This window comes from Amniculibacterium sp. G2-70, from assembly GCF_014353055.1.
In the GTDB taxonomy this organism is placed as follows: Bacteria; Bacteroidota; Bacteroidia; order Flavobacteriales; family Weeksellaceae; genus Amniculibacterium; species Amniculibacterium aquaticum.
The window spans coordinates 697,515-711,588 of record NZ_CP060698.1; the positions used below are offsets into that span (position 1 = coordinate 697,515).

General features: G+C 38.3%; 11 protein-coding genes. 2 read left to right on the forward strand and 9 right to left on the reverse strand.

The features are described 5' to 3' along the window. Nucleotides 1-55: 55 nt before the first annotated feature. Nucleotides 56-1,351 carry a tyrosine--tRNA ligase gene (gene tyrS / locus H9Q20_RS03145; protein ID WP_187478284.1) on the reverse strand — a complete coding sequence of 432 codons (1,296 nt, stop codon included), beginning with the start codon at nt 1,349-1,351 and terminating at the stop codon, nt 56-58. 139 nt (nt 1,352-1,490) lie between these two features. On the opposite strand from tyrS, the gene H9Q20_RS03150 reads away from it, so the two are divergent. Together H9Q20_RS03150 and lipA are read left to right on the forward strand one after the other, a co-directional pair. Continuing rightward, nucleotides 1,491-2,051 carry an RNA polymerase sigma factor gene (locus H9Q20_RS03150; protein ID WP_187478285.1) on the forward strand — a complete coding sequence of 187 codons (561 nt, stop codon included), beginning with the start codon at nt 1,491-1,493 and terminating at the stop codon, nt 2,049-2,051. A 59-nt stretch (nt 2,052-2,110) separates the two neighbouring features. Beyond that, on the forward strand, nt 2,111-2,977 hold the full coding sequence (gene lipA / locus H9Q20_RS03155) for a lipoyl synthase (RefSeq protein WP_124640869.1): 867 nt from the start codon (nt 2,111-2,113) through the stop codon (nt 2,975-2,977). Between the two features lie 360 nt (nt 2,978-3,337). Here lipA and H9Q20_RS03160 read toward each other — a convergent pair whose 3' ends face one another. The 8 genes from H9Q20_RS03160 to H9Q20_RS03195 all read right to left on the reverse strand — a co-directional run bounded on the left by H9Q20_RS03160 (nt 3,338) and on the right by H9Q20_RS03195 (nt 14,069). After that, complete coding sequence (locus tag H9Q20_RS03160; protein WP_124640867.1) at nt 3,338-4,012, reverse strand: DedA family protein; 675 nt, start codon at nt 4,010-4,012, stop codon at nt 3,338-3,340. A 76-nt stretch (nt 4,013-4,088) separates the two neighbouring features. Beyond that, nucleotides 4,089-5,198 (reverse strand): peptide chain release factor 2, encoded by a 1,110-nt coding sequence (gene prfB, locus H9Q20_RS03165; protein ID WP_124640865.1) that lies wholly within the window; start codon nt 5,196-5,198, stop codon nt 4,089-4,091. A gap of 113 nt (nt 5,199-5,311) precedes the next feature. Beyond that, nucleotides 5,312-6,658, reverse strand: a complete 1,347-nt coding sequence (locus H9Q20_RS03170; RefSeq protein ID WP_187478286.1) for an AAA family ATPase — start codon at nt 6,656-6,658, stop codon at nt 5,312-5,314. Nucleotides 6,659-6,706: 48 nt separating this feature from the next. Beyond that, complete coding sequence (locus H9Q20_RS03175; protein WP_124640861.1) at nt 6,707-7,963, reverse strand: CinA family nicotinamide mononucleotide deamidase-related protein; 1,257 nt, start codon at nt 7,961-7,963, stop codon at nt 6,707-6,709. Between the two features lie 3 nt (nt 7,964-7,966). Beyond that, on the reverse strand, nt 7,967-8,854 hold the full coding sequence (locus H9Q20_RS03180) for an alpha/beta hydrolase (RefSeq protein WP_262385571.1): 888 nt from the start codon (nt 8,852-8,854) through the stop codon (nt 7,967-7,969). 390 nt (nt 8,855-9,244) lie between these two features. Then, complete coding sequence (locus H9Q20_RS03185; RefSeq protein WP_124640859.1) at nt 9,245-11,584, reverse strand: ATP-dependent helicase; 2,340 nt, start codon at nt 11,582-11,584, stop codon at nt 9,245-9,247. Nucleotides 11,585-11,665: 81 nt separating this feature from the next. Then, nucleotides 11,666-12,988 carry an Nramp family divalent metal transporter gene (locus H9Q20_RS03190; RefSeq protein ID WP_187478287.1) on the reverse strand — a complete coding sequence of 441 codons (1,323 nt, stop codon included), beginning with the start codon at nt 12,986-12,988 and terminating at the stop codon, nt 11,666-11,668. Between the two features lie 109 nt (nt 12,989-13,097). After that, nucleotides 13,098-14,069, reverse strand: coding sequence for a hypothetical protein (locus tag H9Q20_RS03195; RefSeq protein ID WP_187478288.1), 972 nt, complete (start codon nt 14,067-14,069; stop codon nt 13,098-13,100). Nucleotides 14,070-14,074: the final 5 nt, after the last annotated feature.

Here is a 14,074-nt window from a genome sequence, read left to right on the forward strand (position 1 = left end):
AAAAAAAAAGACCTCCCAATCCGGGAAGTCTTGTGTAGGGTATCTCAACTCTAGTTTAAACCAACTTTAGGATGAAATAGCTCTTCTTTCCTTTTTGTAAAAGCAAGAACTGACCGTCGATCAGATGGCTTTCTTCGGCTACAAAATTCTCATCAACTTTTTGTTTGTTTACCGAAATGGCATTACCTTGAAGTTCTCTTTTGGCTTCGCCTTTGGACTTTAGGAAACCTGATTTTTCAGATAACAAATCAACAATATTTTGTCCGATTGCTTCGGATTTCAACACTTTTTTTTGTGGCACTCCATTGAAAACATCCAAGAAAGTTTCTTGATCCAAGCTTACCAAATCTTCGGCTGTTGAACGACCAAACAAAATTTCTGAAGCTTTCAAAGCTTTTTGATATTCTTCTTTTCCGTGTACCCAAACGGTAACTTCTTCAGCCAATTTTTTTTGCAATTTTCTTTCGTGAGGAGCTGTTTGATGTTCCGCAATTAAGGCATCAATCTCTTCTTTCCCAAGGAAAGTATAGAACTTGATGAATCTTTCGGCATCGGTATCGGTAGCGTTTAACCAGAATTGGTAGAAACGGTACGGTGAAGTCTTCTTTTTATCCAACCAATAATTTTCGCCGCTTTCAGATTTTCCAAATTTGGAACCGTCGGCTTTGGTAATCAAAGGAATTGTTAAAGCATACGCTTCTCCTTGCACTTTTCTTCTGATCAGTTCGGTACCGGTGGTAATGTTTCCCCATTGGTCTGTACCGCCCATCTGAAGTCTTACGCCTTCTTTTTGGTACAGGTGTAAGAAATCATACCCTTGCAACAATTGGTAGGTAAACTCGGTAAAACTCATCCCTTCTGCACCTCCTTCTCCGGTAAATCTTCTTTTTACCGAATCTTTGGCCATCATGTAATTTACGGTGATGTTTTTTCCGATATCGCGGATGAATTCTAAGAAAGAAAATTCCTTCATCCAATCGTAATTGTTGACCAAAACAGCAGCATTGGGTTCGTTGCCGTCGAATTTCAGAAATCTGGAAAGTTGATTTTTCAAGCAATCCACATAATAATTTAGGGTTTCCTCATCGAGAATATTTCGTTCAGATGATTTACCCGACGGATCTCCAATCATACCGGTTGCACCACCTACTAAAGCCATAGGTCGGTGTCCGTGGAGTTGGAAATGAGCCAAAATTTTAATCTGAACGAGACTTCCAATGTGTAATGAATCAGCGGTTGGGTCGAATCCGATATAGGCCGTAGTCATCTCTTTATTGAGTTGTTCTTCGGTACCTGGCATCATATCGGCATACAAGCCACGCCATTTCAATTCTTCTATAAAAGCGTTCATGTTAAAAAAAATTTAAGCTGCAAAGATAGTTTAATTTGTTGGAAGAAAAATCTAGAATCCTCTAAAAATGGTATAAAATGGTGAGAAAGAAGATCAAAAACACAGAAAACACATTCAATTTCATTACATTTGTAATACTATGAAAAATGAGGAATTACTGCAACTGATTATTGCTGCCAACCAAAAAGATCAAAAGTCCCAAACGCAATTGATTAATTTGTTTTGGGAAACCGTTTTTTCATTCATCATGAAGAAGGTTCAGGACATAAATACAACAGACGAACTTACCGTGATTGTCTTTACCAAAGTCCTTTCCAAACTCAACCTTTACGATCCTGATTTCCAGTTCAAAACTTGGGTATTGACCATTGCTCAGAACACCATTATCGATTACTGGAGAAAAAACAATACCGAAAAAGAATATACGACTGACCAATGGCAGGACATGAAAAACCAATTTGCCCAGTCTCCTGAAGAACTGATGATCTCTGTAGAAGAACAACAAAAAATACAAAACATCATTTCCGGTATGGACAGCCGCTATCAAAAAATTATTCAGCTGCGATTTTTTGAGGAAAAAAGCATAAAAGAAATTTCGGAAGAACTTAACATAACGGTTGCCAACACCAAAGTATGCATCATGAGAGCTAAAAAAATCTTGGTCGAATTACTTAAAGATTATGACCTGAACAATGATTAACATTCTTTGGGAATAACTATGGAAAATTGCTTAATTTTGCATCGAATTTTTTTACAACAATGGAAAATCAACCTCAAGATACAACAGTACAAAAACCCAAATGGATCCGTGTAAAACTTCCGACTGGGAAAAACTACCGTGAGCTCCGCTCTTTGGTGGACAAATACAAACTAAACACTATCTGTCAAAGTGGCTCTTGTCCCAATATGGGCGAATGTTGGGGCTACGGAACGGCAACTTTTATGATCCTTGGAAACATCTGCACCAGAAGTTGTGGCTTTTGTGGTGTAAAAACCGGAAAACCCATGGATGTGAATTGGGACGAGCCTGAAAAAGTAGCACGATCCATCAAGTTAATGAACATCAAACATGCGGTACTGACCTCCGTGGATAGAGATGATCTGAAAGATATGGGATCTATACTTTGGGCCGAAACAGTAAATGCCGTGAGAAGAATTTCTCCCGGAACAACCATGGAAACCCTAATCCCGGACTTCCAAGGGATACACAAACACTTAGATCGATTGATTGAGGTGGCTCCTGAGGTGATTTCCCACAACATGGAAACGGTAAAAAGATTAACGCGCGAAGTGAGAATACAAGCCAAATACGAAAGAAGTCTGGATGTATTGAAATACCTAAAAGACTCCGGACAAAGAAGAACAAAAACCGGAATAATGTTGGGCTTGGGTGAGGAAAAAGACGAGGTTTTCCAAGCTATTGAAGATGTAAGAAATGCCAATGTAGATGTGATTACCTTGGGACAATACCTACAACCAACGAAAAAACATTTACCCGTAAAAAGATTTGTCACTCCTGAAGAGTTTGAAGAATTGGGTGCTTTTGCGAGAAGCCTTGGTTTCCGCCATGTAGAGAGTTCTCCTCTTGTGCGATCTTCTTACCATGCCGAAAAGCATATTTTGTAATTCTATAAATACCATCATAAAAACAACTCCAATATTTTAATTTTTATTGGAGTTGTTTTTTTATGAAAAATTGTAAAAAAGGGGCGAGCCGAAGGCGAGCCCTCAAAACGACGAATCTCTAAAAATAAACAAACCATGCACGCCCCTTAATCCTAGCCCGAATGGCAGCGGCATCCTTTTGCTAAGCCTTGGAAAGTGGGCGAGAAGCAAAAGATAGAGCGAACAGTCGGTCGGGTCTGGCCAAGAATACCGAGTCTTGATGCTTCAAGGTATCGAGTTTTAGGTTTTAAGTTTCAAGTTTCGGGTATAAAAAAAGCCTTCCAAAACGGAAAGCTTTTGTATTGTTAAGTTTTCGACATCCTATTGTTCTTCTCTTACTTTGGGTTTTGCAAAGAAAAATTTGAAAATAATAGGCAAAGTTGTTACCAAAACGATGATAAGGATGATCATCTCCAAATGCGCCTTTAGGTCAATTCCAAATTGTTGCTGGAACAAAGCATCTAAATAATGGCCTGCAAAAATCAAAGAAAAAGACCAAGCAAAAGCCCCCACGATGTTGTCGAACATGAATTTTTTCCTATCCATTTCTACTATACCGGCTACAATGGGCACAAAAGTACGAACGATAGGCAGAAAACGAGCTCCTATTACAGCAAAAGCTCCGTGCTCTTCAAAGAAATCGTGTGCTTTGAAAAGATATTTTTTCTTGAATAAAAAGGAATCTTGTCTTTTGTACAGAGATGGACCGGTTTTCTTACCGAACCAATATCCCACCATATTTCCTATGATACCTGCTACTGCAACTGCTGTTGCCAAAAGTGCCGTATTGACAAAACCTCCGCCATCAAAACCAAAAGTTTCTTTGATGATGGTGGACGAATAAATTCCTGATATGAATAAGAGTGAATCTCCCGGGAGAAAGAAACCTACAAAAAGTCCAGTTTCTGCAAAAACGATAAAAAGAATTAACCAAAACCCACCCAATTTGATATAAAATTCGGGATTTAGTAAATCCTGCCACTGAAAAGCATCCATAGTTAAAAAGTTAGTCGCAAATATAGTTTAATTTAAAAGAAAAATGCAGACTGAAAATGTTAATAATTCTTAAATTTTACAAATCCAAATCGTCCGAAACTGCAGTCCCATCCGCCATAAGAAAAGCCTTTAGGAAAGGAGTCAGCTGACCGTTCATCACGCCATCGACATCGGAAGTTTCGTAACCGGAACGCACATCCTTCACCAACTTGTACGGGTGCATCACATAATTTCGGATCTGGCTCCCCCATTCTATTTTCATTTTTCCGGCTTCGATTTCGTTTCTGGCTTTCATCCTTTCTTCCAACTCGATTTCGTAAAGTCTTGACCGAAGGAGCTGCATGGCTTTTTCTTTGTTCTGAAGCTGAGATCTGGATTCAGAATTTTCGATGATAATACCTGTAGGTGCATGTCGCAAACGCACGGCAGTCTCTACCTTGTTCACATTCTGTCCACCAGCTCCGGAGCTTCGCATGGTTTCAAAAGAAATATCTGCCGGGTTGATGTTGATTTCTATCGTATCATCAACCAAAGGATAGACATATACCGAAACGAAACTGGTATGCCTTTTCGCATTGGAGTCGAAAGGAGAAATTCTCACCAAACGATGCACGCCGTTTTCGCCTTTTAGATACCCAAAAGCATATTCGCCATCAATTTCTAGAGTTACGGTTTTCACACCAGCAACATCGCCTTCTTGAAAGTTGAGTTCTTTGATTTTATAGCCTTGTTTTTCGGCCCACATGGTGTACATACGCATCAGCATCGACGCCCAATCACAACTTTCTGTGCCACCTGCACCGGCTGTAATTTGCAAAACGGCCGGCAACTCATCGCCTTCGTTGGAAAGCATATTTTTGAATTCGAGATTTTCTATATTTTCGATCAAAAGCGGAAAAGAATCGTCCAATTCTTTTTCACTATCGGGATCTTCTTTTGCAAATTCGACCAAAACCAGAGCATCTTCGAATTGGTTATGAATGGATTCGTAATCTTCTACCCATTTCTTTTTGGATCGAAGTTGTTTCAAAAAAACTTCTGCCGTTTTGGGGTTGTCCCAAAATTCTGGAGCAGCTGTTTTTTCATCGTCATTCGCAATTTCTATACTTTTTTTTTCGATCTGAAGATATTTATAAAGGTCGTCTATACGACTCTGAACGGCTTTTAACTGGTCATTTGTAATCATGCTGCAAAAGTAAGAAAATCAATTCAGAAATTGTTTGGTGTTTGGTGTTTCGTTTTTAGTGTTTGGTGTTTGGTGTTTGGTGTTTGGTCATGAAAACTAAAATACATCTTCAACTATTTTTTCTCTCCGTTGTGTTGAAATCCTATGGCTCTTTCCGGTTGCTCTTGCACGGTATAAGTGCTCAGTTCAGCCTTCATTCCTTCAATTCTCTGTGCAAAATTTTCATAATTGTTAATCGAAACATCTTGGATAAACTGCACAATTTGGTTGAGGTATTCTTCGGTTAGCTTGGTTATGGCATCTCTAAGAGCAGCTTCTAATAAATTAGAACCAATAACCATATCCTCTTTTTTCAGTCTTTTGTATTGATTTTTGATGTGTTTCTTAAGACTTTGTGTAAAATCGACGATCATGGTATTGCTGAAAAGTTTCATTTTGCTGGTAATTTCTTTCCAAAATGGCAAATGATCGGCCTGATTGTTAATCAATATTTTGTACAACAAGGCGTCTTCATTCAGGTTTTCCAACATATAATATTGCACCAACTCCATTCTTTCTTTGTGGTTGGGCGGAAAAACAGGAATCATCACATCAAATCGTCCTGGTGCCAAGACCTCATCATCGATTGCAAAAACGGTATGTGCAGAACCTATCATCAAAATATTTTCTTCTTCGAATTTAGAAATATAATGCATGATGATCTCTTTGGTTTCTTCGTTGTCCGAAGAAACGGAGACTTCTTCATTTCTTTCCATCATGATGGTATCAAAATCTTCAAGGAAAAGTAAAACTTTTTCTTCCTTTAGCATGGTCACCAAAAAATCATTGAAACCGGTTTTGTTGCCATCGACAAAAGAAGTACCCAGATAATGTTTTTTCACTTCTTTGAATTTGTATTCGATAAGTTCGGATATTTTATTGGCCCAATAGATTTTCCCACTTCCGGGAGGGCCATAAAGCACAATGCCAGCCGGTTTGTGTATGCCCCATTCTTTAACAGAATCTGGATTAACAAACGGGTCTAAGACTTCGGTAATGTAAAAATACAAATCCCGATATCCTATAAAATCCCTCTGAACCAGAGTACTTTTTTGACCAAAATAATTGTACACAAACCGGTAATCTCCTCCCAATTTTCTATCGATACCAAATGTAGATACTGAGGATTTGTACATCCCATTTTCAAACAAATTGGGCAGGTCTTTTTTTATAACTTCTTGAACTTTTTCTATGGGTTGCTGTAAGGTTTTAGCAATAATCTCTGCTGATTTTTCCTGAAAAAGATCTTTCTCAAATTTTTGTAGAAATTCTACATTTTCCAAGGCAAATTTTTCAAAGTCTTCTTTAACATCAAAATTGGTACACATGCATTCGTTCAGCTCGAGATCAAAATCGATCATGAATTTTTTGAGCGACTCTATGGAAATTTCTAACTTATTGGCAAGATCGGAAAGCTTCATAATTTTTGTATTTTTAAAGTTTTAAATTTACAAAAACCTGATGAATTCTCAGTTTTTAGTTTGAACTAAAATTTTCAAAAGATCCTGAAGCACCTTCATGGCTACAAAATTCATAAAATCTTTTCTTTCCAAATGGGGCAAAAATAAGGTGTACGATTTCTGAACATCTTTAACCTGAATGGTATAATACACCCTGCCCACCTCATTGTTGAATTCGTCCGAATTGGGACCTGCAACTCCTGTGGTAGAAATAGAAATGTCCGACAAAAACAAATCCCGACAACCTTTTGCCATTTCCTGTGCCACCTCCACAGATACCACCGTATGCTTTTCTATGGTTTCGGATTTCACTTTTAAAATATCAATTTTCTTGTGAAAATCATACGCTACTATCCCTCCCAAATAATAGGCAGAACTCCCAGAAACCGAGGTTATCAACTTAGAAACTTCACCACCGGTACAACTTTCAGCCACGGCAATGGTCAATCCTATTTCGGTTAGTATTCCTTTTAATATTTCTTCAATTCTATCGCCATCCCAAGCCAAAACATGATCTTTGACCAAAGGTTTCAACCCATCAATCTGTGAATTTAAAAGATTTTGCAAAACTTTTTTATCCTTTCCTACTGCAGTTAATTTCAGTTTTATCCTGTTAGCAATCGGCAAATAAGAAAGTTGCATATTTTCAGGTAATGCCATTTCCCAAGATTCAATTTTTTCTGAAAGTACCGATTCCGGAACATCGACTATGGAAATGGTTTGGGATAAAATATATTCCGAAGAGAATTCTTGTTGCAGAAATGGGATGATCTTGTCTTTCATAAGGGGCTTCACCTCGTATGGAACTCCGGGCAAACAAAATATTTTACATTGCTTATTGGACATCATCATGGCGGGTGCGGTTCCAAAATCATTTAGAAAAACCTTTGCTTTGGAGGGCACTTCGGCCTGAGAACGATTAAGTTCTAAAATTTCTAATCGTTTTCTTTTGGTTAGATAATCTTTTAAATGTCCGAAAACCACCTCATCCATCACCAATGTATCGCTAAAAACTTGTGCCAAAACCTTCTTGGTTTTATCGTCTTTGGTCGGTCCCAAACCACCGGTTACAATCACCAAATCTGCATGATTCACAGCCCATAGAAACGCAGATTCAATCGCTGAAACTTCATCAGAAATGGTTCTTATTTCAGAAACTTTTATGCCAATGCTTTTCAATTGTTCTGCAATAAAATTGGAGTTGGTATCTATCGTTGTTCCTGATAAAATTTCGTCGCCAATGGTGATAAGAATTGCTTTTTTCATTTTTTATTTGGAATTAAATTCTTTTCCTATAATCCAATTGAGAATATTGGGATAGATGATGCTGTCTCTTTTATTCTCGCTAAAAAGTCGTGGTGCATGGCCTGCATTTTTCATAAATACCAGTCGATGTGGGATTTTTTTAGCTTCGAGAACAGAGTCCAATTCGAATGCTTGATTTTTATTGACCAAAAGATCATTTCCCCCTTGAAAAAGAAGAGTGGGAACATGATTGGCTAAAAATACCGGACTGGCTTCTCTAAAACTTTGCGGCGGACTTTTTCTATCCATTTTTTCGCCAACCATTTTCTCTATCAAAGGAAGAGCGTACTTGGAATAGGTGCTTTTCAGAAATTTTTCAGAATAAAAATCGGTTGGTCCGCTCATCGAAATAATTTTTAGAATTTCATCCGGATGTGTGTATCCATAGACCAAAGCGAGATGAGCTCCGGCACTTTCGCCCAATAAGATGAACGAATCGGTCTGAACATCCCAATTTTCATGTTCAAATTTAATTTTCTGAATGGCCAAACGAATATCATCCAACTGGTCTTTGTAAGTTATGGATTTGGACACCAAGCGATAATTGATCGCTACAGTGGGGATCTTATATCTGAACAGCAACTGCTGAACCTGTCTGAGATGTGCCTTGTCGCCATACTTCCAAGCACCTCCATGCACCAAAATCACCACCGGATAAAGCTTTGAGGGATTGGGCAAAAAAACATCCATCTTCTGCCTTGCATCCAGACCGTAAGGCACATTGTACATCTTCTGTCCGTTATTTCCAGAAGAAAAAACCATATATTTTTTGGACGATGTACAGGAGTGAAGCCACAATCCTAAAACAGAAAACATCCAAAGTGGATACTTTTTAATTGATGGGAAATTCATAAAATCATATTCCTTTCAAAAATAAAAAAAACTGCCCAAAAAGAGCAGTTTCTAAAATATAAAAATCTATTCTCAGTCAATTTTTCAATTAACTGCTATAAAAAAAACTAAATGAATATGTTCTATTTAAGAAATAACCTTAAGCCATTTTTAAACGGCCTGGACATTTTTTGCATCGTTTGCCGGTTTTGTATTTTTTGCAACATTTCTTTTTACCACAAAACATTTCTTCTGTTTTTCCAAATGCTGGACTAAGAGGTGCTATCTTGAAAGGGATGACTGTTGTATTCATGTTGCAAATGTATTAATTTAATTTAGAATAATTACAAATAACGACAATTATCAATCGCATTAAATATTTTAAACACTGAATATCAACACAATAAAAAATTACAGTTTTGTTAATTTGGCGTATTTCAAAATTAAATTCTTCTCTCCTTCACCTAAAAAATTAACTTTTGCCTTGATGTTCGCCGGATCTGTACCGTCCAAGAAGACCACCTCTCCTATCCCAAAACGATCGTGTCGAACGCGATCGCCCACCACAATTTCTTCAGTAGATTTGCCACTTGGATTGGTTATTTTTGCAGCATCAATGGGCTTCAATTGTTTTTTCTCGGGTTGAGGACTATCTTGTCCCAAAGACAATTTCTTTTTAGGTGCCGTCTCTACTTTTTTAAATTTTCTTGGGACGGAAGGCGTTTCATCAAATATAGATGACGATAGTCCAGATCGGTTCAAGAAACGGCTTTCAGTAACGGGATTGATCATTTCCAAATAATGGGCATCAATCTCACTTAAGAATCGTGAAGGTTCGCAGTCGGAAATTTTCCCCCATTGGAATCTAGAAATGGCATAGGAAAAGTAGGCTTGCTTTTCAGCTCTGGTTAACGCCACATAAAACAGTCGTCTTTCTTCTTCCAAATCTTCTCTGGTGGATGAGCTCATGAAACTTGGGAAAAGATTTTCTTCCAATCCCACAACATGTACTATCGGATATTCCAATCCTTTGGAAAGGTGAATGGTCATCAAAGAAACCTTTGGTCCTTCGTCATCCGATTGGTTGTCCTGACTGGTACTGAGGGCAATATTTTCTAAGAAATTAGACAGAGAGGCATCGCCATCTTCCAATTGCTGTTGTTCTTCGATAAATCCTTGCATGGAGTTCATCAATTCCTGAACATTCTCTACCCTGGAAATTCCTTCTGGAGTATGATCGTCTTTCAGCATTTTTATAAAACCCGTTCTTTTGGCAACTTCCATCGCTACTTGATAGACATTTTCGGTTTTTAACATGACCTGAAATGCACGGATCATCGCCCAAAAATCGTTAAGTTTGACGGTTGCCGCATTGTTAAGCCCCAATTGTGGTGCATAAAATGCAATATTGTCTAAAGTTTGAGAAAGAGAAATATTTTGAGAGTCGGAAAATACAATCAATTTATTTTGCGTCGTTTCTCCAATACCTCGAGCCGGATAATTAATGATTCTTAAGAGGGCTTCGTTATCGTTTTCATTCACCAAAACCCTAAGATAAGCGATCAGATCTTTGATTTCTTTTCTTTGGTAAAAGCTGAGTCCGCCGTACACACGATACGGAATATTTTTCCGTCTCAGAGCATCTTCAAAAGCTCTGGTTTGTGAGTTGGTACGATAAAGAATGGCAAAATCATCGAACATTTTTTGGTTGAAATGATGTTGCTCCCAAATGGTATTGGCAACGAAATTGGCTTCATCGGCATCGGTTAGTGCTCGATAGACTTTAATTTTCTCACCCACTTCATTTTCACTAAAAACATTTTTTTGGAATTGTTGCAGATTTTTAGAAATTACAACATTGGCAGCGTTCACGATATTTTGTGTCGATCGATAATTTTGTTCCAAAGAAACCGTTACAGCATCGGGATAATCTTTTTTAAAGTTCAAAATATTCTGAATGTTGGCACCACGGAAAGAGTAAATGGACTGGGCATCGTCGCCCACCACACAAATGTTTTCAAATTTAGACGCCAACGCTTTAACAATCAGATACTGAGAGTGGTTGGTATCCTGATACTCATCTACCAAAATATAACGAAAACGATCTTGATATTTGGCTAAAACTTCAGGAAATCGGGTCAACAACTCGTTGGTTTTCAGCAAAAGGTCATCAAAATCCATGGCACCGTTTCGGTAACAGGCATCAACATATTTTTCATAAATCTGACCGATGAATTTCATATTGGCTTTATGATCGGCTTCCACCAATTCAGGATTGTTGTAATAGGCTTTTACGGTGATCAAATTGTTTTTATACGCCGAAATCCTGGACAAGACTTTTTTGGGTTTGTACAAATCCGAATCGATGTTCAGGTCTTTCAATACTTTTTTAAGAACATTTAGGGCATCTTGGGCATCATAAATGGTAAAATTAGAAGGATAACCCAAAAGATGAGCTTCGGAACGAAGAATTCTTGCAAAAACCGAGTGAAAAGTCCCCATCCAAAGGCTTCTGGCTTCGGATTCGCCCACCACTTTTGCAATTCTTTCCTTCATTTCTTTGGCTGCTTTGTTGGTAAAGGTAAGTGCCAAAATATTAAAGGGATCTACCAAATTGTTGATCAAATGGGCAATCCTCATGGTAAGCACTCGGGTTTTCCCAGATCCGGCACCGGCCAATACCATAAGTGGTCCGTGAAGTGTTGTAACTGCTTTGTGTTGAGATTCGTTAAGACCTTTCAAATAATCCATGCTGCATTTTTAAGATGCACAAAAATAACAGAAAAGACAGACAATTCAAATTATTGAACGATCTTATTTCTACACAAGTACTTATGAACTAAATAATGTCTGATACAATAAAATGATATTGAGAATGATGATGATGAAAGAAATAACCCATGCCGACCATTTCAAAACGGGTTTGTTCACAAACTGTCCCATTTTCAGTTTGTCGCTGGTAAACATCACCAAAGGGACAACCGCAAAACTAAGTTGCATGGACAATATCACCTGGCTGAGCACCAGCAATTCAGCAGTTCCTTTTTCGCCATAGATAATGGTTACCACCAAAGCCGGAATTACAGCGATGAGTCTTGTGATCAGCCTTCTCAGCCACGGTTTCAATCTGAGATTCAGGAAACCTTCCATCACAATTTGTCCTGCTAAAGTCCCTGTCAAAGTCGAGTTTTGACCAGACGCTAATAATGCTATTGCAAAAAATACAGAGGCCAAACTGGTGCCTAAAATGGGAGCCAACAATTGATGAGCATCGGTAATTTCAGCAACATGATGATTTCCTGTGGTATGAAAAGTAGCCGCTGCAACAATCAAAATGGCTGCATTGATGAAAAACGCCATAAACAATGACAAAGTACTGTCGATGGTTGCAAATTTTATGGCTTCTTTTTTTCCTTCCGCATTTCTTTCGTAATTCCTCGTTTGTACAATACTGCTGTGCAAATAAAGGTTATGAGGCATCACCGTGGCACCAATAATCCCAATGGCAATGTACAACATCGATGGATTGGTTACAATTTCTTTTTGGGGAACCAAGCCTGAGAGCAACGGAAAGACATCGGGCTTGCTGAGAATGATTTCGTACATAAAACATCCGAAAATGGTCAGAATAAGAGCTGCAACCACGGCTTCCAACCAACGAAATCCTTTGTGTTGAAGAAATAAAATCAGCAATACATCCACGATGGTGATTACGATACCCCAAGTTAAAGGTATCCCAAACAATAAATTGAGTGCAATGGCAGAACCTATGACTTCGGCCAAATCGCAGGCTGCAATTGCAATTTCGCAAAGCACCCACAACACATAATTGACTTTAGGAGAGAAGTGATCCCTACAAGCCTGAGCCAAATCCCTTTCGGCAACTACGCCTAATTTCACAGCCAAATGTTGCAAAACCATGGCAAAAATATTGGAAATCAGAATCACGGAAAGCAAAGTATAACCAAACTGAGATCCACCGGCAATATCGGTAGCCCAATTTCCGGGATCCATGTACCCAACGGCAACCATGAGTCCAGGGCCTAAAAACGCAAAAAGTTTTTTCCAAAAACTACCTGTTCTTGGGACTTGTACACTTGCATGAGATTCGGGAAGGGAGTTGTTTTGATTGATTCTTTGCCAAGGTGCTTTCATTTGACAAAAATACTATTGTTAGCCTAATCTAACAAATTTATTTTCAACAATCTTAATCAAATGAATCTCAAAGAAATAATGTACCAAAAAAAGAACTATAAAATCAGAATCATTGTTGAACATTCCACTTTTCTATTTCTATGGCCAATTCTTTCAAATCTTGTTTCATCAGGGTAATGAAGGCCTCCACCTGGTCCATCATATCGGCTCTATTTTTTAGCTGTTCAGAAGTATAAAGTCCACCTTTTCCGAAATACAAATCGTAGATTTTATCCTTATCTTTATCTTTACTTTCGGCTATTTGTTCGTAGTTCAACCATTCATCCACCAACAATTTCACAAACGATTTTCTCTGTTTTTCCTTATCTTCCGTATTCAGGTAATACCAGATGGAAGCCGGGTAATAAGACGATACTTTAGGGACATTCCAAATATCACTGAGGGCATTTCGAGGATGAAAAAAATCGGTTTTCTTTGTATTGGTGAGCATCAAGACCCCGAGAGAGGCTTCAGCAAGACTTGCTCCAATGGCAACAGAACTCACCGTACTTTGTTTGGTATCGCTATTTGATAGGACTTCTGCAGCAATCGTTCCGGCGGCGCCAACAATGATAGAGCCTATCACCAAATTTTTCTCGGTATTGTCTTCTTTGCCCTTCAAAAATTGAGCTACCTGATCGGCTCTTTCTTCCTCGCAATCCAATTCACTGGCGACGGACGAAATTTCTAAGGAAGCGATGTTAATTTTTTGATGAATTTTTTGGAGCAATTCTAATTTCTCCAGCCTAAAATCGGTATTCTTATGATCCTTTTGATTCTCGCTGAGCTTTACAAAAGCGGTAAGATCATCCAACAAACCGATGGCATTGGCCGTATTTAGCGACTTTTCTGATATTTTAAGTTTTAGAAGAGGATCTATTTCCAAATCCGATAAGGGTTTTGGCAAATCGGATTCTGTATAATTCAATGGAGCGTGTTGGTTGCAATTGTTCTTCGAATAATGCTCGTCCAAAACGGTTTTCTGAACACCAACACATGAAGTTAATGCTAAAGACACAGAAAAAAACAGTACTAGTTTCATGATGA